At 58.7% G+C, this 20,599-nt stretch carries 17 protein-coding genes; 7 read left to right on the top strand and 10 right to left on the bottom strand.

Annotated elements, in window-relative coordinates; translation table 11 throughout:
• The 5 genes from GVI59_RS18860 to GVI59_RS12965 all read right to left on the bottom strand — a co-directional run.
• Positions 1-303 (bottom strand): hypothetical protein (locus GVI59_RS18860; RefSeq protein WP_456304144.1); only part of this gene is annotated, 303 nt, incomplete at its 3' end.
• Complete coding sequence (locus GVI59_RS12980; protein WP_173574628.1) at positions 263-658, bottom strand: Terminase-like domain protein; 396 nt, start codon at positions 656-658, stop codon at positions 263-265. The genes GVI59_RS12980 and GVI59_RS18860, both read right to left, overlap by 41 nt.
• The gene (locus GVI59_RS12975) at positions 648-1,055 is read right to left on the bottom strand and encodes a hypothetical protein (protein ID WP_173574627.1); all 408 of its coding nucleotides are present in this window, start codon (positions 1,053-1,055) and stop codon (positions 648-650) included. The genes GVI59_RS12980 and GVI59_RS12975 overlap by 11 nt, the downstream gene beginning before the upstream one ends.
• Positions 1,056-1,142: 87 nt before the next feature.
• On the bottom strand, positions 1,143-1,436 hold the full coding sequence (locus GVI59_RS12970) for a helix-turn-helix domain-containing protein (protein ID WP_173574626.1): 294 nt from the start codon (positions 1,434-1,436) through the stop codon (positions 1,143-1,145).
• A gap of 29 nt (positions 1,437-1,465) precedes the next feature.
• The gene (locus GVI59_RS12965; RefSeq protein ID WP_242013091.1) at positions 1,466-3,694 is read right to left on the bottom strand and encodes a hypothetical protein; all 2,229 of its coding nucleotides are present in this window, start codon (positions 3,692-3,694) and stop codon (positions 1,466-1,468) included.
• A gap of 208 nt (positions 3,695-3,902) precedes the next feature.
• On the opposite strand from GVI59_RS12965, the gene pheS reads away from it, so the two are divergent.
• From pheS to GVI59_RS12930, 7 genes are all read left to right on the top strand, one after another.
• Entirely contained in the window at positions 3,903-4,970 is a 1,068-nt protein-coding gene (gene pheS, locus GVI59_RS12960) for a phenylalanine--tRNA ligase subunit alpha (RefSeq protein WP_173574638.1), read from the top strand.
• A 3-nt stretch (positions 4,971-4,973) separates the two neighbouring features.
• Positions 4,974-7,436: a phenylalanine--tRNA ligase subunit beta gene (pheT, locus tag GVI59_RS12955; protein ID WP_173574625.1), complete on the top strand. Its 2,463-nt coding sequence runs from the start codon at positions 4,974-4,976 to the stop codon at positions 7,434-7,436.
• Between the two features lie 49 nt (positions 7,437-7,485).
• Positions 7,486-8,634, top strand: a complete 1,149-nt coding sequence (locus GVI59_RS12950; RefSeq protein WP_173574624.1) for an ATP phosphoribosyltransferase regulatory subunit — start codon at positions 7,486-7,488, stop codon at positions 8,632-8,634.
• 66 nt (positions 8,635-8,700) lie between these two features.
• The gene (locus tag GVI59_RS12945) at positions 8,701-9,990 is read left to right on the top strand and encodes an adenylosuccinate synthase (RefSeq protein WP_173574623.1); all 1,290 of its coding nucleotides are present in this window, start codon (positions 8,701-8,703) and stop codon (positions 9,988-9,990) included.
• A gap of 80 nt (positions 9,991-10,070) precedes the next feature.
• Positions 10,071-12,044 (top strand): serine/threonine-protein kinase, encoded by a 1,974-nt coding sequence (locus tag GVI59_RS12940; RefSeq protein WP_173574622.1) that lies wholly within the window; start codon positions 10,071-10,073, stop codon positions 12,042-12,044.
• The gene (locus GVI59_RS12935) at positions 12,041-12,508 is read left to right on the top strand and encodes a hypothetical protein (RefSeq protein WP_173574621.1); all 468 of its coding nucleotides are present in this window, start codon (positions 12,041-12,043) and stop codon (positions 12,506-12,508) included. The genes GVI59_RS12940 and GVI59_RS12935 overlap by 4 nt, the downstream gene beginning before the upstream one ends.
• A 341-nt stretch (positions 12,509-12,849) precedes the next feature.
• Positions 12,850-13,959, top strand: coding sequence for an acyltransferase family protein (locus tag GVI59_RS12930; protein ID WP_173574620.1), 1,110 nt, complete (start codon positions 12,850-12,852; stop codon positions 13,957-13,959).
• Positions 13,960-14,274: 315 nt separating this feature from the next.
• On the opposite strand, the gene GVI59_RS12925 is transcribed toward GVI59_RS12930, so the two are convergent.
• The 5 genes from GVI59_RS12925 to GVI59_RS12905 all read right to left on the bottom strand — a co-directional run bounded on the left by GVI59_RS12925 (position 14,275) and on the right by GVI59_RS12905 (position 20,547).
• Positions 14,275-15,213, bottom strand: coding sequence for a Tim44 domain-containing protein (locus GVI59_RS12925; protein WP_173574619.1), 939 nt, complete (start codon positions 15,211-15,213; stop codon positions 14,275-14,277).
• Between the two features lie 91 nt (positions 15,214-15,304).
• Positions 15,305-16,663, bottom strand: a complete 1,359-nt coding sequence (locus GVI59_RS12920) for a TldD/PmbA family protein (protein WP_173574618.1) — start codon at positions 16,661-16,663, stop codon at positions 15,305-15,307.
• Positions 16,660-17,925: a M16 family metallopeptidase gene (locus GVI59_RS12915; protein ID WP_173574617.1), complete on the bottom strand. Its 1,266-nt coding sequence runs from the start codon at positions 17,923-17,925 to the stop codon at positions 16,660-16,662. The genes GVI59_RS12920 and GVI59_RS12915 overlap by 4 nt, the downstream gene beginning before the upstream one ends.
• A 50-nt stretch (positions 17,926-17,975) precedes the next feature.
• On the bottom strand, positions 17,976-19,376 hold the full coding sequence (gene thrC, locus GVI59_RS12910) for a threonine synthase (RefSeq protein WP_173574616.1): 1,401 nt from the start codon (positions 19,374-19,376) through the stop codon (positions 17,976-17,978).
• Between the two features lie 40 nt (positions 19,377-19,416).
• Positions 19,417-20,547, bottom strand: a complete 1,131-nt coding sequence (locus GVI59_RS12905; protein ID WP_194299133.1) for an L-dopachrome tautomerase-related protein — start codon at positions 20,545-20,547, stop codon at positions 19,417-19,419.
• Positions 20,548-20,599 lie beyond the last annotated feature (52 nt).

The raw sequence follows: 20,599 nt of genomic DNA, 5'->3' as shown, positions 1-20,599 counted from the left end.
CAGAACCCGCCGCCAGAAGCAGAATATCGTCAATATTCCAGATCGGGCTCCTGTGGGATGACTGAATTCTACAAAATGACCCGAAATTGCCTCAAGTGTGAGAAATCCGCGATGAGTCTCTCCATGCTGGCCTTTTAAATAAAGATCATAAAAATGATCTTTTCCCTTAGGGGTGCCGATGAAGAGGGCATGGCCTTCACATGTTGAAAGCATCGGGCGAATGACTTCTGTCCAGGCTTCAGGGGGAGTATCCGCCCATTCGTCACCTAAAAAAAAACAATCCACTTCCACGGAGTGAATCATAATTTTCTAATCCCACAATGCGTATAATATGGCCTTGTGGACCGACCTCCATAGAAAGCTCTGATTCCCTTGGGGGACGGATAAGCCACTTTTTAGGAATAGTGGCTTTCAGTTTTGGCCAGAATATTTTCTTTGCCTGTTTATAAGTGGGCGCAGCATACCAGATCTCGTTATCAGGACTGATATTTCTTAAGACTGCATTCTTTATGGCTCGACGGATTTCTTCGGCAGCTTCAAATGTTTTTCCAAATCGTCTTCCGCAGGCTGCGACACGAAACCGGGCATGTTTTTTCCATCCCTCCTTATATATACTCATCTGAGGTGGTGTTAGTGATATTCTTTCTTCACTCTTCATGGGGATCTGTGTTTTTTGTGTCAGCTTTCTGGGGAGGAGGATCTGAAATTATTTCATCTCTGAGACGAGCCATTTTATCTTCTGGTGAAGTGTGTGTAGAATTTGAAAGGTCCGCCCTTTCTGCGCGGGCGAGACGACTTGAGTGGTCTCTCAGAAGAGTTGTGATTAGACGTGTATCGGGGATTCGATCTATGACGGGTTTCCCTCTTTCATCTATAACAATTTTTCCTTTTTCTGTTCGCCTTATTTGAGGAATTCCCCCAAAAGCAAGGTCGTGCACTGCTGCAGTCATTTCATCGTGAAAGAAAGTGCGTGCTATTGTTAAACGCTGCCGCTCATCTGGGTTTTTCTTGAGATAATAATATAAATCGCTAAGAGGACGATTAGCGAGTCTCATGCAGTTCGAACTGTTTCCTGTTTTTGATACGCAATCACAGATAGAAATAAAGTCAGCCCTAGTCATGGGCTTTTGTTTTTTTTTCATTTAATTTTCGTTTAAATTGTATGTGTTTCTTTTCGTGGTCGTTTTTAACTTTATGGCATCCCAGGAAATTGGATTGCCGGGAGCGAGTGGCTCCCAGCCGGCTTCTTTTCGCCTTTCACTGGCCTGCTTCATGGAGCCGGAAGAAAGAGCTATTTTTGTCGATAATCTGTGAATATAGCTTCGGCTTGCACCAGTTATTTTTGCAATATTTCTTATAGAGAGACCTTTTTTCTGAAATTCTGATATTTTGTCATATACTTCTTTACTGTATTTTTCATCGAATTTCTTTGCCATTTACTTTTTCATTTTATTTATAAGTTGTGCTAATTTTTTACTGCAGAACCAAGTGAATCTGTCCATGTTGAGCCATTCCACCATACAGGAATGCCTCTCAGGGCTGAGGTTGATGAACTGGAATAACAATCTGAACAGTAGCGTTGGTCACCAGTGGTTGTGTTTGTTGTAGGTAGAGAACTATAAGTATTATTTGGCGCATTTAATGAGCCATTTGACTTTAATGCGGCATCAATAACAAATGAGCTTTTCGTGGGGCCATTTACACCCAGAACATGCATGTTACCGTCGGTGCTGGCATAGATATAACCAGCAAGGGCATTGTTGGTATTCATTAAAATAAGAGATTTTCCGTCATTGATAACAAGGTTGTCGTCGACTTCGGGCGTGCCTTGTCTGTTCACGGAGAAACCGCAAGCCGTGTACCCGCAGAGGCTAATTCCGTTTGGATAGTTTACAGGATTAAATTCAAGATGTTCCTGAGTCGTGCCATCCATGGAAAGCTGGTGGACATCGTTGTGTCCATCAACCTGTACGCCCATGCTTGTGGTAATATCGCTGTAGTCATTCTGGTTATTGGTGTCATCCGCATTGCGCGTATTCCAGATTGTCAGGCGCATATTGTGTGAATTGGCAGGCCAGGCTGTATCAGCATCCCATCCGGGCCGATTGGATTGCGCAAAATCTGCAACAACCTTCTGAGATCCCTTTGTATAGGCGGGGCCGCCATAGCCCGCGGATGCAAAGGAATGAGACGCAACATTCATCGAATACCATTCGCCCGAAAGCACCAGAGTATTTGCGTTACCTCCAGCCAGATTCATGTCATAACTGTCAGGGCTGGGGGAGGTCGTGCCGCTATAGGCGACTGTTATGCCTTGCATATAGGCAGTTTCTCCAGATGTATCATCATTCCAGAGGTCATATTCAATGCCTTCGCAACTACGCTCCTGATTATTGATTTTTCCTGTTGGATCATTGATGTCTCCCGGAGATGCGTGAGGCGTTGGACCGGGAAGATAACAGATCACGTTATTATCAAATGCCTTGGTGTACACTCCAAACATGATGGCCGGATCGCCAAAATCTGACCATACAGTGTCAATGGCCGGTGTGGTGCCATCCAGTGAAGTCGTCCCCGGCGTTTCCGTGGAGGTGTCAGTGCTGGGAAAATTCTGGGTCTGGTTGAAAATGCGCCATCCATCAGTCAGAATGGTTACAACAAGACCTGAGGAATCTGTGTCGTAACCTGTTAATTCTCCAACGAAGGTCGCATTTTTATAGGTGGCGGGATTGACGCCGATTTCATTGGTCATCATGCGGGCATGATTGTGGGATTTAATCCAGTCGGACCATGCCTGTGGAAGAGGATTTGCGAAAGTTGCTCCCCAGCTATGGAAAGTGGGAATGTGCGTTAATCCGTCCGGAGCAGTGACAGCGCTTCCTGTTGTGGTGAAAACCGGTGCGCTGGGGCCTGCGTATGTATAACGGGCGACGGCGTCATAATTATCGTAAGCTGCTGCGCCGCTGGCATAACTGGGGCCGACACCAGCAATCGATCCGCGCATGTTTTCCGATTGCATGAAGACGCCCTCGACAACTCCCATATTGCCGCCGGAGTAAGGAATGTTGTGAACAAAGAGTGGAACGCCATCGAATTCCTGTGAGCCGCCCAGACGCAGGTGCGTGGGCGGCATATAATCGTCCACCTGAGGAGTGCCGGATGTGTCGTATCCCATTGTCCAGCGATGATTGAAGGCAACTTTGGGATTGCCATACTGGGTTGCTGATCCTGAGTTTGTGGCCCAGGTGATCGGATCATTCCAGCCGACTGTTGAGTAATCACTGGCCGTAGCTGCCGTTGTGGAAACGGGAGAGGTGACGTTACCACTTGAATCCAGCACGGCCAGTCCACCGGCCACACCCATCAGCGATGCCTGGATTGCTCCGATCGCAAGGGAATAAGCTGAACTTGCCGTTGATGTGGCGGATGCCAGAGAATTTGTATTCTTCTGTGTGGTCGTTGCAAGTTGTGCAAGAGTTTTACCTGTGCCGGTTACAACAGCGCTTCCATTGATCTGCGTGACCTGGAGCGTGCTGTCGGCGTAGGCACCGGATGTGGCTGCTGTAAGAAGAAAAGCAAACCACGGCAGCGGGGAAAAACAGTGATGCAAACGGGAGCGTGCGCATCGTGACGCACTGAAAATCTTCGAATTTGGGAATGTCATTTTATCTCGGCTGGTGAAGACATAGTGCAATGAATAAATCTTGAGCGCATGAAAATGCGTGAGGCTCGAATGCTCAGATATTAACGTGTCCCTACTTGCAGCGCCTTACCGGGACACGCCGCCTTTCCCCGGTTTTCTGCTCTCCGGGCTTTTCTCCACCGGCCAAAGCGGCTATCCGCGCCCTGAGCAAACAGTTCCGCCCCGCAACCAGAGGGGCACGAGACGCGGACGAGGTCACATGAGCGACGATGTTGATACACTCCGGCAGGACTGCCTCGCGGCCCTTGCGGAAGCCACGGACCAGCGTGGCTGGGACGCCATCCGTGTCTCGTTCCTTGGAAAGTCGGGCCGACTGACCGGGCTGCTCAAGCAGCTCGGACGCATGGACGCCGAAGAGCGCAAGGTGCGTGGCGCCCAGCTTAACCGTATTCGTGATGAACTGACCCGCGCCATCGAGGACCGTGGCCGCGAAATCGAGACCGCAGCGCTTGATGCACGGCTTGCCGCCGAGCGTGTCGATATCTCCGTGCCTGTCGTCGAAACCCCGCGCGGCGGCCTCCACCCGGTCAGTCAGACCGTCGAGGAAATCACTGCCATCTTCGGCGCCATGGGCTTCACCGTGGCCGAAGGTCCGGACATCGAGACCGACTGGCACAATTTCTCAGCGCTCAACACGCCCGAACACCACGCCGCCCGCACCGACCACGACACCTTCTACCTGCCGCCCGAAGGCGATGGCCGGAACCGCGTTCTGCGGACCCAGACATCCGGCGTGCAGATCCGCACGATGCTCGGCCAGAAGCCACCGATCCGCATCATCGCGCCGGGCCGCACCTACCGCGCCGACCACGACGCCACCCATTCACCGATGTTCCATCAGTGCGAAGGTCTGGTCATCGATCAGGGCATCACCCTCGGCCACCTGAAAGGCACGCTGATCGAGTTCCTGCGCGTCTTCTTCGGCAAGCCCGATCTGCCCGTGCGGTTCCGCGCCTCCTACTTCCCCTTCACCGAGCCTTCGATGGAGGTCGATATCGGCTGGTCCCGCAAGACCGGCGAAATCGGGGGAGGGGAGGACTGGCTGGAAGTCCTCGGCTCCGGCATGGTCCATCCGCGCGTGTTGGCCAACTGCGGCCTGAACCCCGAGGAGTGGCAGGGCTTCGCCTTCGGCATGGGCGTCGAGCGCCTCTCCATGCTCAAGAACGGTATCCCCGATCTCCGCTCCTTCTATGAGAGCGACGTCCGCTGGCTCACCCATTACGGGACCGATCCGCTCGCGCCCGCCCTGCTGCACGAGGGAGTCTGATCCATGAAGTTCACGCTATCCTGGCTTCACGACCATCTGGAAACCTCCGCCACACTGGAGGAAATCTGCGCCGCCCTGAACCGCATCGGTCTTGAGGTCGAAGGCGTCGAGCAGCGCGGAGCCGCCGTCGCGCCGTTTCTCACGGCCCGTATTCTTTCCGCCGTCCAGCATCCGAACGCCGACCGCCTGCGCGTCTGCCGTGTCGATGCCGGTCCGGGTTTCAACGATGTGCAGGTCGTTTGCGGCGCACCGAACGCCCGCGAAGGCATCGCCGTCATTTTCGCGCCTCCCGGCACCTACGTTCCGGGTCTCGACATCACCATCAAGGCGGGCAAGATCCGTGGCGAGGCCAGTGGCGGCATGCTCTGTTCGCTGCGTGAACTCGGGCTTGGCGCTGAATCCGACGGCATCGCCGAGCTGCCGGAAGACACATTCCCCGGCCAGTCTTACGCCGATTTCGCGGGCCTCGACGACACCGTTATCGAGATCGCCATCACCCCGAACCGTGGCGACGCGCTGGCCGTGTATGGCATCGCCCGTGACCTTGCCGCCGCCGGTCTGGGCAAGCTGAAGCCGTTCCTCGCCGATACGGTCGATGGCACTTTCCCGTCACCGATCAAATGGGACGATACCTACACGGAAGCCTGCCCATGGGTGCTCGGACGTACCATCCGGGGTGTGAAGAACGGTCCCAGCCCGCAATGGCTGCGTGACAAGCTGGAGGCCATCGGTCTGCGGTCGATCTCCACGCTGGTCGATATCACCAACCTGTTCACCATCGACCTCGGCCGTCCGCTGCACGTCTTCGACGCCGCCCGCATCAAGGGTGACACGCTGACTGTCTGCCGTGGCGGCAATGAGACAATCCGCGCCCTCGATGGCAAGGACTACATCGTCACATCCGAAGATTGCGTGATCGCTGACGGCGCGGGCGTTCAGTCCATCGCCGGTATCATGGGTGGCGAGGCGACCGAGGTCACGGACACCACCACTGACGTATTCGTCGAATGTGCTCTGTTCGACCCGATCCGCATCGCCCTGACCGGCCGTCGTCTCGGCATCAACTCCGACGCCCGTTATCGTTTCGAGCGCGGTGTCGATCAGGCCATGCCCGTCATGGCGCTCGAAGCCGCGACCCGCATGATCATGGAACTGTGCGGCGGTGAGGCGAGTGAGGTCGTATCCGCCGGCGCCCAGCCGCACTGGCAGCGCACGGCGAAGCTGCGTTTCAAGCGTGTCGCGTCCTTCGGCGGCCTCGACGTGCCTGCCGATGAGTGCGTAACCATCCTCGGCCATCTCGGCTTTGAGACAACGGCCCGCGACGAGCATAGCGTGACCGTTGCGGTTCCTTCATGGCGTAACGATGTGGCCCAGCCGGTCGTGCTCGACCCGTCTTCCGATATTCCGGCCGATCGCTGCATGGAACTGGAAAACGCAGTCTCCCGTATCGAGCCAGAGTGCGACCTGATCGAGGAAATCCTCCGCATCAAGGGGCTGGATCAGGTCAAACCCGTGCCGCTGCCGACGCGCTCTGTCGTGCCCGGCACGGCGCTCACACCGGGGCGCGCCCGTCTGGCCCGCGCCCGTCGCGTCATGACGGCGCGCGGCCTGATGGAAACCATCGGCTTCTCCTTCATCGCGTACGACGAAGCCCGCAAGTTCGGTGATGCGCCGGAATCCCTGCGTCTGCTGAACCCCATCGCCGCCGACCTCGACCAGATGCGCCCGACGCCCGTGCCGAACCTGCTCGCCGCCGCCCGTCGCAATGCGGCCCGCGGCTGGCCGGATCTGGGTCTGTGCGAGATCGGAGCAGCTTTCAGCGCCGAGGGGCAGACGACGATCGCCGCCGGTCTTCGGGCCGGTCGCACATCACGGCAGCCGGGTGTGACAGCCGCACCAATGACCTTCGCTGCCGCCAAGGCCGACGCGCTCGATGTGCTGACTTCTCTCGGCGTGCCGCCTGACGCCCTGACCGCCACACCTGACGCGCCCGGCTATTACCATCCGGGCCGTTCGGGCGTGCTCCGGCAGGGACCGAAGAACGTGCTGGCCCATTTCGGCGAACTGCATCCGTCCATCCTTCAGGAAGCCGGGTTCGACTCACCGGTCGTGGTGTTCGAAGTGTTCCTCGACCGTATCCCCGAGCCGAAGCGTCGCAAGAAGTCCGCGCCTGACCTGTCGCCGTTCCAGCCGGTAAGACGCGATTTCGCGTTCCTTGCCGCGCATGACGTGCCGGTGGAGGCAATCCTTCGCGCCGCCAAAGGGGCCGAGCGCAACCTGATCACAGGTGTGTCGCTCTTCGACATCTACGAGGGCGACAAGCTGCCGGAAGGCCAGAAGTCGGTCGGCATCGAAATCGTCATTCAGCCGAAGGACGCCAGCCTGACGGACGCTCAGCTGGAAGCGGTGTCGGAGAAGGTGATCGCCGCCGTCGCCAAGGCTACCGGCGCTACTCTGCGGTCGTGAGGGAGAAACTCCACATGACGTGGAACCTCCGTGGTGATATGAGCGCAGCATGACCTGCGATCAGCTCCCTTCTCCGGCTCTCCTGCCGCCGGGCTTCATCGACCTCCTCGCGGCGGATGCCCAGACGGAGGCCAATGGCACTCAGGCCCTTCTGTCCGTGTTTGCAAGCCACGGATATGAGCGGGTCGCACCGCCGTTGCTGGAGTTTGAAGACACGCTGCTCGGCGGGGCAGGGGCGGCGCTGGCGGATCAGGCTTTCCGCCTGATGGACCCTGATACACGCCGGATGATGGCGCTACGTCCCGACATCACGCCACAGATCGCCCGTATCGCGGCGACCCGTCTGCATGATGCCCCACGTCCTCTGCGTCTTTCCTATGCCGGACAGGCCGTTCTGGTCGGAAACGGCACGGCGGGACAGAATGAACGCCAGATCGGACAGGCTGGAATCGAGCTGATCGGTCCCGACAGCGCGCAGGCCGACGCCGAGGTTGTGGCCATCGCTGCCGAGGCGCTGGCCCGTGTCGGCATTACCGATCTGTCCTTCGATCTTACCATGCCGCTTCTGGCTCCGTCCCTGATTGAGCAGGCTGGCCTTCCCGCCGCTACGGTCACCGCGCTGATGCACGCTCTGGATCGCAAGGACGCCGCCGCCGTCGCCGAGCATGGTGGCCCCATCGCAGATGTTCTGATCAGGCTGCTCAACGCCGCCGGTGAAGCGGATCAGGCGCTGGCCGCCCTGCGGGAAGTCGATCTGCCTGCAAAGACACGCGCCTTCAGTGACCGCCTTACGGATTCCACAGCCGCCATCCGCGCCCGCGTGCCGGGCTGTCAGGTGACGGTCGATCCTGTCGAGTTCCGTGGATGGAAATATCACACCGGTGTCTGCGTCTCGGTTTACGCGCTTGGCTCATCGGAAGAACTCGGCCGCGGTGGCCGTTATCTGTGCAATGATGACGAACCGGCCTGCGGACTGACCCTTCGTCCCAACGCCGTATTTCGTGTCGCGCCACGCAGAGCGCAGCCTCAGCGGGTTTATCTGCCGTTCGGAACGGATGAAGCTGTCGGTCGCACGCTTCGTGACAAGGGGCACGTGACCGTTGCGGGTCTCGCCCCGGCCGGACGTGAAGAGGAAGAGGCCCGTCGTCTCGCCTGTTCTTTCGTCAGCACGGATGGCACGCTCGTCCCTGTCATCTGACAGTTCCTTTCCACGGAGGCTGTGGCCTCCTGCATACCTATCATTCACCATCGGAGAAGCTGCGTCATGTCGAATGTCACCGTGATCGGGACCCAGTGGGGCGACGAGGGCAAAGGCAAGATCGTTGACTGGCTGGCCAGCCGCGCCGACGTCGTCGTTCGCTTTCAGGGCGGGCACAATGCCGGCCACACGCTGGTCGTCGGAGATCAGGTCTACAAGTTGTCCCTGCTGCCGTCCGGTCTGGTGCGCGGCAAGATCGGCATCATCGGTAACGGCGTTGTCGTCGATCCTCAGGCGCTGCTTTCGGAAATCGACCGTGTCGTGGCGCAGGGCCTGCCTGTGTCTCCGAAGACCCTGAAAATCGCCGAAAACGTGCCGCTGATCCTGCCTGTGCATGGCGCTCTCGACCGCGCCCGTGAAGCGGCGCGTGGCGACCGCAAGATCGGCACGACCGGACGGGGCATCGGCCCGGCGTACGAGGACAAGGTCGCCCGTCGCGCCATCCGCCTCTGTGACCTCGCCGAGCCCGAGACGCTCGACTGGAAGCTCGACGAACTGCTGCTGCACCACAACACTCTGCTGGCGGGCCTCGGAGCCGCGACATTCGAGAAGGCCGATCTGCTGGCGTTCCTGAACGACATCGCGCCCAAGGTTCTGCCTTACATGGCCCCAGTTGCGGACCTGCTGGAAGCCGAGCGCAAGAACGGCAGCAAGATCCTGTTCGAAGGCGCTCAGGCCGTCATGCTGGACGTCGATCACGGCACCTATCCGTTCGTGACCAGCTCCAACACGGTGGCTTCCAACGCAGGCACCGGTTCCGGCATGGGGCCGAACGCCGCCGGTTTCGTACTGGGTATTGCCAAGGCCTACACCACACGCGTCGGCGAGGGACCGTTCCCGAGCGAACTGTTTGACGAGACCGGCCGTGTGCTCGGTGAGCGTGGCCACGAATTCGGAACGGTCACGGGGCGTCCGCGTCGCTGTGGCTGGTTCGACGCCGTGCTGGTGCGTCACGCAGCGCAGGTTGGTGGCGTCAACGGTCTGGCGCTGACCAAGCTGGACGTGCTCGACGGTCTGGATGAAATCCGGGTCTGCGTCGGTTACGATCTGGATGGCGAAACGATCAGGCGTTTTCCCGCAGGACCGGCCGCTCAGAGCCGCGTCAAGCCGGTCTACGAGACGCTCGAAGGCTGGAAGGAGTCCACGAAGGGCGCACGCAGCTGGGCGGAACTGCCGGCGCAGGCCGTCAAATATGTCCGTCGGATCGAGGAACTGGTCGAAGCGCCTGTGACACTGCTGTCCACCAGCCCGGAACGTGACGACACCATTCTGGTGCGTGACCCGTTCGATTCCTGAAAGAATCACGCTCTTTTATAAGAGTCCGTTAAGAGCTGCCCGCTACCCTTTGCGTATTATGAAATGCGTAAAGGGCGAGCATGGCCGAGGCGGACGAATTCGGGCAATCTGAGACAGGCGACAGTCGGAACCTGACAATCGACGGACGCTATGTCATCGATCTTGACCAGAAGCTCGCCGACTTCGTCAATTGCCCTGCCTATCATGTCAAGGATACGGTTTCCCCGACAACGGACGTCCTTGCGCTTGCGCCACCGGCATTGTTGCCGCCGCACGCCAGCGCGGCCGTCATCGCCAAGATGCGGGCTCCGAACCTGCTGTCGGTCAGATCGTTCAGCGATGCGACCGGTTCACTCTGGATCCTGTGCGATGCGCCACCCGGCAATGCCCTGAGCGAGGGCGGTACATGGACGGAAACTTCCGTTCTTGAGCGTGTCATCGTGCCGATTGCGAGCATCCTGCACGCCTATAACGAGGCTGGTGTCACGCACCGGGCCATCCGTCCCGACAATGTGTTCGATTCGGGCGGTCGCAGCGCTGTGTGCCTCGGTCCAGCTGTTACAGCCCCTCCGGCCTATTTTCAGCCGGACCGGTTTGAACCCCTGACATCCGCCATATGCGAGCCTGCCGGACGCGGTAGCGGCACCATAGTGGACGATGTCTTCTCCCTTGGCGCTCTTGCTGCATGGCTGCTGGGAGGGTGCGTGCCCTATCGCGATGATGCGCCGGGCGCCCAGCTTGAAGAACGCTTCCAGAAAGGCAGCTTCGCCGTGCTGGCAGGGCATCTGCCGCTTTCGCAGGACGTGGCTCCTCTGCTTGCGGCCATGCTGTCGGACGATCCTGCTGCCAGACCCTCACCGAGAGACCTGCTGCATGCGGCAGATCACAAGGGGTATGTCGTCCGGCGCGCCGCCGTCGCAACAGCTCCGATCATACTGGGCTCCGTACGGATCAAAACGGCGCGCACACTGGCGTGGTATGCTGCGCGATACAGGAAGGAATTCGCCAGTCTTCTGGTCCGGGGCGTTATCGAGCGATGGATGTCCTACGAACTCGGGATGCCACAGGCGGCGGGCAAGCTGGCTCTTCTGGCCCGTGATGTGGTTCTGGCTGAAGACGGGACGATCGCCTCTTCCGCGACCTTTATGGAACTCATCTCCGTTATCGATCCGACCATGCCGCTGTGCTGGAGCGATATATGGTTCTGGCCGGACGCCATCGGTCAGCTTCTGACGACTTCTCTGGCGGGGAAAAGCAAAGCGTCCGTTGATCCTTCGTTGGCGGTGTTCGAACTGATCCGAACCGGTCGGCTGGATAAATTTGCGCTTGTCACGTCCGTGCCCACTCAGCCGACCGCCTGCGCCATGGTGCAGACAGCCGCCAGACAGGTCTCCATCGAAACCCTGGCGGACATCGACAGGCTGCCTTACGTCCTCAACCCCTATCTGCCCTGTCTGTCGCCCCGCTGTCAGAATGAGCGTCTGACAGCGACATGGGCCCTTCTGCAATGGCTTAACACCGCGCAGGACATGGAAGTGTCCGGGGCGACCGCGTTGCTTGACAGGCAGATGACCATATTCATGGCGGTCGCAGCACTCAGAAGCCGCCTCGTGGAAACTTTCAGCGATCTGGCGATATCGAAAAACAGCTGGTCTCTGGATCTGGCGCTTCTTGCGAAGGTCCAGCACCTTTACATGACTGGCCCACTGAAAGGGATCGGTCGCAAGCTGTTGCCGCATCTGACTCCGGACCTGAAGCGCTGGCGCAGTCGCAGCACCAGAACGTCCCGGGGAGAGCAGCTCGCGGTTGCCGCCGGTGAGGGCGACCTCGGTCTCATGCAGAAAATTCTTGCCGATCCGCAGGCTCTGCGGCGTGATCAGGCTGCTTACAACGCTGCCCGAAAGCTGGAGAACAAGCTGAAGGCAGAGCGTGAGCGTCTCGCGCATCAGGATACGGATGTGCCTCAGCCGATGAGAAACGAGATGATTCGTCTGGCAACAGCTGTTGGCGTCGTCTGCGCTATAGGCTCTCTCTGCGCGGAGATTGTATTGTGACGACCTCTGTAGCCAAGGGGCAGCGTGGCTCCATGTCGAAGTGGATGAGCGGGCTCGCCTGTGGCGCCGCTCTGGCGTGGCTCCCGGGATATTCCATGCTGATCGGTGTCATGCTGATCCCTCTGATTGCGGTCTGCCTGCTGGACACCAGTCGGGGAGAGGTGATGGCCCGGATGATGATGCCCTATGCCTTTGCGGCGCTCGTGCATCCGTTTCATATGTTGTGGGATGCGGATGGGTCGATGGAAGCAGCCGTTACCCTTCTGATGAATCCGATGACCAGTGTCGTGGGCTGGTGTGCTGCTGGAGGGGGCTGGTTTGTGTTTGAACTGGCGATCGTGGGGGTCAAGCTGACCCGTCAGTTTCAGGTTCGTCAGCGTAAAGCCGCCATCGCGAAAGAACTGACGGCACTAGCGGAAGAGTGGGATGAGCAGACGGCTGAAAGCCCGGAAGCAGTAGCATAAGGATCTCCTCCAGCCGGATCAAGGCACCACGCTCTTTGGCGAGGAGTTTTGTGCGGTCATTTCAGTCGATGGCTCTATCTGGTGCTGGACCAGAAGGTGCGTTGGATTTGAGTATAAAATAGCCCAACAGGGCTTACCCCAAGTTCCCGGTCAGTCCCGAACTGTAGTCCATTGGGCAGTTTCCTCTAATCCTGAGGAAACCGTTTCGCATCATCTTTCGTAACAGGGTGTGGCAGAACAATCGGCCCCCTCTTCTTTGGCTGGTCCTGACCCGCTCCGGGATACTATTGCCATTAACACAGCCATCAAGCATGAAAGCATGAACTTTCCTTTTGAAGGCAATGAGAAAGGAAACATGGCGGCCAACAAAGGGTGGAAATGTGAAAAGAATACGAGGTCTCGAAGGAATTCGGGGGCTGCTTGCTCTTGCTGTCGCTTATCAGCACACATTTGGGATTATGATAGGCTGGCAGTCCGGGCGCTCACTGATTACGAACGCCCCTTTTGCTGTCGATGTTTTCTTCGCCCTGTCCGCCTATGTTCTCATAAAGTCCTACGATGAGAAATTTTCTCGCGTCAATATCAGGGAAGCCATCAATTTTTACTGGTCCCGTTTTCTTCGGCTTTACCCCCTCCATTTCGTCATGTTGTCCGTTGTGGTGGGTATTTTCTACGGGATGGTGCACGGTATTCCACCCTATTTCAGTAATAATGTAAAACGTGACCTGATCAGCAATTATCTGATGACGCAGTCTCTTGTCACGTCCGAGTCTTTTTCAATCAATCTGCCTTCGTGGTCCATATCTCTGGAATTTTATCTGGGCTCGTTGGTAGTGCTTCTGGCAGTTTTCTGTCGTCCATTATTCTACGCTGTATTCGTGTTTTTTCTTTTTATTGCAGAACGTCATGGATTCCGTGTTGCAGGTAATAATGACCCTGTATTTCACGGTGTAAGCGCAGGAATGCTGCGGCTTTTACTGAGTATGGGCATCATGGTTCTCGTTATGGATGTCGTAAAACGGCTGCCAGTCAGAGAGAGTGTTGCGGAAGCTCTATGCACCTTCGGAGTTTTCACGATTGCTGTGTCAACAATCTGCCTGCCGCCGCCATTTCATCCGGTACCGATCTATCTGGTGTCAGTGCTGTTCGCTGCTGTCGCCATAGCGTTCATGGATAAAGCCGCTTTTGTCGACAGGGTTATGGGTAACCCGATTTTCTTCATGCTGGGAAAGCTGTCCTACAGTATTTATTTGGTGCATTTCCCGGTCAGCATGTTTCTGGTGTATCTGCTCCACATCGACCTGTCCTATGACGCAGGCAACTGGATCGTGCACTTTTCCATTCTGATGACGCTTCTGGTGTCGTGCCTGACGTACGAATTTGTAGAAAAGCCCTTTATTCTCATGGGGCGAAAAGTCCGTCTCTTCGGTAAAGACAGAACAACAGGGTAGATGCCGCGCATGCGGTCGCAGGAAGCGACTGGCCCGTTCAGAAGGCATGATCCTACCGCCTGAAACGTATCGACATTCAGAGCCGATATTTGATTAGCGGGTCATCGGGATCAATGGGTTGTGGCGTCTGCAAGAGGGGCACGGCAAAGCCTTGTTAGCCCAGCCCCTCAAGATGTCGGCAGACCATCCTGACATCGTTCAGGAGCGTTCACGCCGACACTTTTTACTCTGGGAAGATCTCTTTCGGGAGAAAATCTGAGGGGTGTTCTCTCTTCCCTTCGCGGGAGAAGAAGCACCCCTCAGAGCAAGCCAGCTTCAGCGTGTCTGCTGAATGGCGGACAGGAGCCAGCCGCCACCCGCGGACGGACGGACAAACGTCCAGAGTTCCGTCACGGTCACAGGATCGGCGGAACTGCCACTGACTACACGGCCCATCATATCGGTCGTCAGATCGATCAGGCTGTAGCGTAGGGCAACCGTGGCGTAATCATACCCGTTTTCCGACCAGGCTTCGGACAGATCGCCCTGAAGAAAACGGACGTCGGACACGACATTCCGTTCCCCACGGCTCGCCAGCCCTGCCAGTTCCTGATTGAAGTAGCTGACCATCTCCGGTGTCGCCATGCCCTGCAGGGCCGGGATATTCTGCTGACTCCAGGCGGCCTGCACGTTCAGCAGAAGCTGCTGGAAAGCCTGATAGTCCTGCGGTCCAATCTGGATGGTGCGCTGATTGTTTGCAGCGGATCGCCCTGCGTTCCCTGCCGGAGCAAACCCGCCGTTACCAGCGGATGCGTTGCCACCCTGTCTGCGCATGAAGAGACCGAACAGCCAGCGCACGAGGAAAATACCCAGGGCGATCTGGATCAGCAGACCGATAAACCCGAAAAGTCCATGAACCCCGCCCATGAGGCCATGTCCTGACATCAGACCAAACAGTCCTGCTCCCAGAAGACCACCGGCAAAGCCGGTCAGAAACGGATGACGCGACGGTGGACGCATCATGCCGTTATTGTAAGCCGGTGCGCCGTAAGTGTTGCGTCCGTAGGCAGGAGCCTGCTGTTGTGGGGCGATGGACCGCTCCATCGGTGCTGCGCCATAGGGCGAGGTCCGTGTCGGGGCGGGTGCGGACCATGTCCGACTGCCGCGGCTTCCCATGGAGCCGCCATTACCCGGTCGTGCATCCGCAATGCCTGCGAATGACGCAAGAGAAAGCGCAAGAACCACCGCTGTCGTCAGAACGGGGCGAGTCTTCATGAGAGTCAGGGGTCAGTCTCCGGTAAATCGTGGGGCGGGAAGTGCGGGGAAATCCCCGCGCCACCCAAGGTTTGAACGGTTGAGGTCTGTCTCAGTTTCCGGCGATGCTCATGCCGTCGATGCGAATTGTCGGGGCATCGGAACCAAATCGGAACGACAGATCGTCAGCCACTTCTAGACGGGCAAACATGTCCAGAAGATTGCCGGCAACTGTGAATTCCGCAATCGGTTCAGCCAGTTGTCCGTTACGGATCATGAAGCCCGACGCGCCACGGCTGTAATCGCCTGTCAGACCGTTGATCGACGAGCCCATCATCTCGGTGACATACACACCTTCCGCAATGTCCGCGATAAGTTCGGCAGGCGACACTGTTCCGGGCGCAAAATACAGGTTGGAAACACCGGGAGACGGAGGGGACGATGTGCCCCGGCTCGCCCGTCCGTTGGTGGTGAGGCCAAGCTGGCGTGCGCTCCGACAGTCGAGCAGCCAGTGCTGCAACACGCCGTCTGCGACGAGTTCCAGCGGCTCACAGGCCACGCCTTCGCCATCGAACGGCTTGGAACGCAGGCCACGCTTTCTGTGCGGGTCATCCAGCACCCGGATGCCGGGTGCGAAAATCCGTTGCCCCATTTTCTCTTTCAGGAACGATGTGCCGCGTGCAATCGCCGCGCCGTTGATCGCCCCCATCAGATGGCCGAGCAGTCCATTGGACACGCGCGGCGCATAGACTACAGGCAGAGTGCCCGTGCGGGGCTGCGTCGGATTGAGACGCGCCACTGCATTGCGACCGGCCCTCGCGCCAATCAGTGCAGGATCTTCCAGATCGGACAGATAGACCGTGGAATGAAAATCCCAGTCCCGCTGCATGCCCGTTCCCTGACCGGCAAGCGCACTCATGGATACGGAATTCCGCGTGCGTTCGTAATAGCCTGCGACACCCGCCGAACTCGCCAGCGCAACGAGACTACGCCCCCATGTGGCGCTGGCTCCCGCTGAATTCGTCACACCGTCAACGGCATGCGCCGCTTCTTCGGTGGTGCGCGCACGGGCCAGAAGTTCTTCAGCCGTCGGCTCGGTCGTATCCACGAGATCGAGATCGTTCTCGGTCAGCCGGCCAATCAGCGGAATGTTTTCAGGCAGGCCAGCATAACCATCTTCCGGCAGCACATGCGCCATCGCCAGCGCCTGATCAACCAGTGCGTCGAAACGGTCCCTGTCCAGCGTCGAGGTCGAGATAATGGCGGAGCGTTTGCCGACAAAAACCCGCAGGCCGAGATCGGTCGTCTCGGAGCGTTCCAGTTCGTCCGTTACGCCATTTCTGACGCTGACACCGAGAGACGTGCTGCCAACACAGATCGCATCCGCCGCGTCGGCGCCCTTCTTCCGGGCCAGTTCGGCAAGTTCGCAGGCAAGGTCGAGGGGAGCCGGTGTGGGCGTAGAGTCTGTCATGCGGCCAGTCGTCCTTGCAGGGTGTCGAGCGTCATCACGCCATCAATCGGGCCGATGGAGGCCAGTGTCGGCTGACCACTGAAAATCTTCGCAGCAACACGGCAGATATCAGCAGGCGTCACCGCGTCGATCTTGGCGACCGTTTCGGCAATCGGGATCAGGCGACCGAAAATCTGAAGCTGACGGGCGATCTGCTCGCAGCGGCTGCCGGTGCTTTCCAGCGACATCAGCAGCGAGGATTTGAGCTGCGCCCGGGCGCGTGACAGTTCGTCCATTCCGACCGACTGCTGCACCTTCTGGAGTTCCGCCAGTGTCACCGGAATCAGCTCACGGGCTTCTTCGCCGCCCGTTCCCGCGTAAATTCCGAACAGTCCGCCATCAAGGAACGGCGTGGTGAAGGAATAGACCGAATAGACCAGTCCGCGCTTCTCACGGATTTCCTGAAACAGCCGGGACGACATGCCGCCGCCAAGCAGGGTCGAGAGCAGCAGAGCCGCATGATAATCCGGGCCACCGTAACGGACGCTCGGGAAACCAAGCAGGATGTGCGCCTGATCCAGTTCCTTGGCGAGACGGAACTCGCCGCCTGTGTAGCGACCGGGCATGCGATCCGGGACGGCGCTCGTCGGCAGGTCAGCGAAGTGACGGCTCACCCGCTCCACCACATCGTCATGATGCAGATTACCTGCGGCCGCGACGACGATGTTCTGCGTCGTGTAATGTGTCTGCATGTAAGACATCAGCGTCTCACGACTCATCTCACGGATCAGTCCTTCCGGACCAAGCGTCGGCATGCCCATCGGCTGACCGGTGAACGCCGTTTCCTGAAAATGGTCGAAGATGATGTCGTCCGGCGTGTCGTTGGCCTGACCGATTTCCTGAAGGATCACGCCGCGCTCACGTTCGACTTCTTCCGGCAGGAATGTCGAATGCGTCAGGATGTCACCGATGATGTCGACGCCAAGCGGCAGGTCTTCCTTGAGCAGCTTGACGTAATAGGCCGTCTGCTCGCGGGCCGTGTAGGCATTGATGTGACCGCCAACATTCTCGATCTCTTCGGCAATCCGGGCCGCCGAGCGGGTGGCTGTTCCCTTGAACGCCATATGTTCGAGAAAGTGGGAAACACCGTTCTCTTCGGGACGCTCATTGCGTGTGCCGGTGGCGACATAAGCGCCAAATGACACGGTTTCGACGCGGTCCATGCGTTCTGTGACGACCGTCAGGCCGGAGGGAAGGCGTGTCTGCTGGATGGGATCGGTCATGAGCGTCCTGAAAGGGGAGTGGCGGGGAATCGCCACTCCTGAGATGGAAATCAGCGGCTGTTGGAGAGCACGGCTGACCTTACGGCGTCTTCAACGGTTCCGAGCGTGTTGGGCACGACGCGGAAGCGTTCCTCACGGTCGAACAGATCGGCCAGCGCCGGAGGAAGCGCCGGTGTGATGCCTGTGGCAGCCCGCATGGCGTCCGGGAACTTGGCCGGATGCGCGGTCGCCATGGCCACCATCGGCACGCCGGGTTCACGGAACCTGCGTCCGGCGGTGATGCCGATGACGGTGTGAGGGTCAGCAAGGTACTGGCTGTTCTGATGCACGGAACGAATCTGGGCTTCCGTCTCTTCGTCATCAAGGGCGAGACCCGAGAAAAGCGTGTGAATCGATTCCCACACCTTCGCGGGCACATCCATCTTTCCGGTGGAGCGGAAGCCGGTCATCAGTCTGGCGCACGCATCGGCGTCACGGCCAAGGAACTCGAACAGCAGTCGCTCGAAGTTTGATGACACCTGAATGTCCATCGAAGGCGACAGGCTGGGCACGACCTGTCGGGCCGACATGTCGTTGCTGTTGAGGAAACGGGTCAGAATGTCATTGCGGTTCGAGCCGACGCAGAGATGCCTGACGGGGAGCCCCATCTGCCTGGCGACCCACGCCGCCAGCACGTTGCCGAAGTTGCCCGTAGGAACGGCGAACGAAACTTCCCGATCCGGCGCGCCAAGCGCCAGCGCGGAATAGACATAGTAAGGAATCTGCGCCGCGATGCGCGCCCAGTTGATCGAGTTGACCGCAGACAGCTTCATGTCCTGACGGAACGGCGCATCGGCGAACATCGCCTTCACCATGTCCTGACAGTCATCGAATGTGCCCTTGAGGGCGAGGTTGGTGATGTTGCTGTCCAGCACCGTCGTCATCTGACGGCGCTGCACGTCGGAGGTGCGGCCTTCCGGATGCAGGATCACAACCGTCAGACGGTCACGGCCGCGGCAGGCTTCGATCGCGGCGGAACCGGTGTCGCCGGAGGTCGCGCCGACAATGGTGACGCGTTCGTCGCGCTCGGTCAGAACGTGATCGAACAGGCGTCCCAGAAGCTGAAGCGCCATGTCCTTGAAGGCCAGTGTCGGACCGTGGAACAGTTCCTGTACATACAGGCCGTCCTCGATCTGGGTCAGCGGCACGATGGCGGCATGATCGAACTGCGAGTAGGCGTCCTTGCAGAAGCCCAGCAGCGTGTCGTGGTCGATCGACTCGGCGGTGAAGGGCGCAATGATTTTAGCGGCCAGCTCCGGATAGGGGAGCGCCCGCATGGCGCGCCACTCATCGGCGGAAAACCGGGGCCATGATTCCGGCATGTAAAGCCCGCCATCCTCGGCGAGCCCGGCCAGCAGAATATCGGAGAAGGAATGGACCGGGGCCTTGCCACGGGTGGAGACGTATTTCATGCGCTTTCTATAACCGGTCTGGAGCGAAGCGGGGAGAGGACTATTTGCGAAGAACGTCAGAAGTGGCGTCTTCGGGGACATGGAAGCTGTAAACGGTCACAGGCCACTGCACCGTCGCCTGTCCATTCTGAAAGCGTGCGGCCTGATCAAGTTGCGCGGCGGGCACGAAAAGCATGTTGCCGGACAGGGACAGACCACCCGGCCATTTCAGGCGGGGATCGGTGATCAGGTGGTGCGGAATCCGTCCCGGCGTGTAGCTGTCGATGCTGCCGGTGGTGACGTCCGACCAGTACAGCGTGCCATCCGGCCCGACCGTAAGTCCGCCCAGCGCATGGGTTTTGTACCAGAGCGTGGCGCTTTCCTGTAAGGCGGTGTTCGTCGAATCCGGATCGTCGAACAGCCGCGTCGCAATGCGATAGAGCGGGCCGCAATAGGATTGCACATACAGCCACTGCCCATCCGGACTGATGGCGACAAGAGTGGCGTCAATGGCCAGAGGCCGTCCGTCCCGCGCCTTGACCTCGCCGGAGGGCGTGACGATCGGTCGTTTTGCGGTCAGCCCTTCGACATGATCAAGAAAACGTCGGGCGACACCACTCTCAAGGTCGATGACCAGAATTCCCGGCACCCCCGAATCCGCGACATAGGCCGTCTGCTCATGCACAGCGATGCCTGCCAGGATGCTGCCGTCTCGCAGCGCATCAGCTGAAACGGGGAAAGAGCGTTTAACCTGACCTGTGGAGGGATCGATCTGGATCAGTTTCGCAGGCGCTTCCGGCTTGGCCTCCCGATCCGGGACACCACTATCGACAAGCCAGAGAGTGCCATCAGCCGCCCGCGTCATGCTGGTCAGCGCGACAAAGCGTTTGGCCGGATCGCCTTCCGCCGCATTCCAGTCTGCGTCAGGGTAGGGTGCAGGCGCACCGCCGACTGTCGCGATGCTGAGTTGCGGGTTCGGATTGCCCAGCCAGCGCGGCGCTTCCAGCACCAGCCTGCCATCGGGCAGGGCGATCACGGATTCCCATATCTGTGAAGATGACGTCACGGCAGGCGTCAGGTCGGCTGCCGTCGCCTCCGCCTTTTCCGGCATGGGGACCGCCTGCGCGGACGAGGGAAGCGCCGCCAGCGCAAGCGGCAGGGACAGACAGGAGACGAGAAGCAACCGTTTCATGAGAGAGAGTTTCACCCTGTTCACATCCCTCTGACAACACCTCCGGGGTGCG

The organism is Acetobacter sicerae (genome assembly GCF_011516765.1).
Classification (GTDB): Bacteria; Pseudomonadota; Alphaproteobacteria; order Acetobacterales; family Acetobacteraceae; genus Acetobacter; species Acetobacter sicerae.
This window is presented reverse-complemented; position numbering and strand designations above follow the sequence as displayed.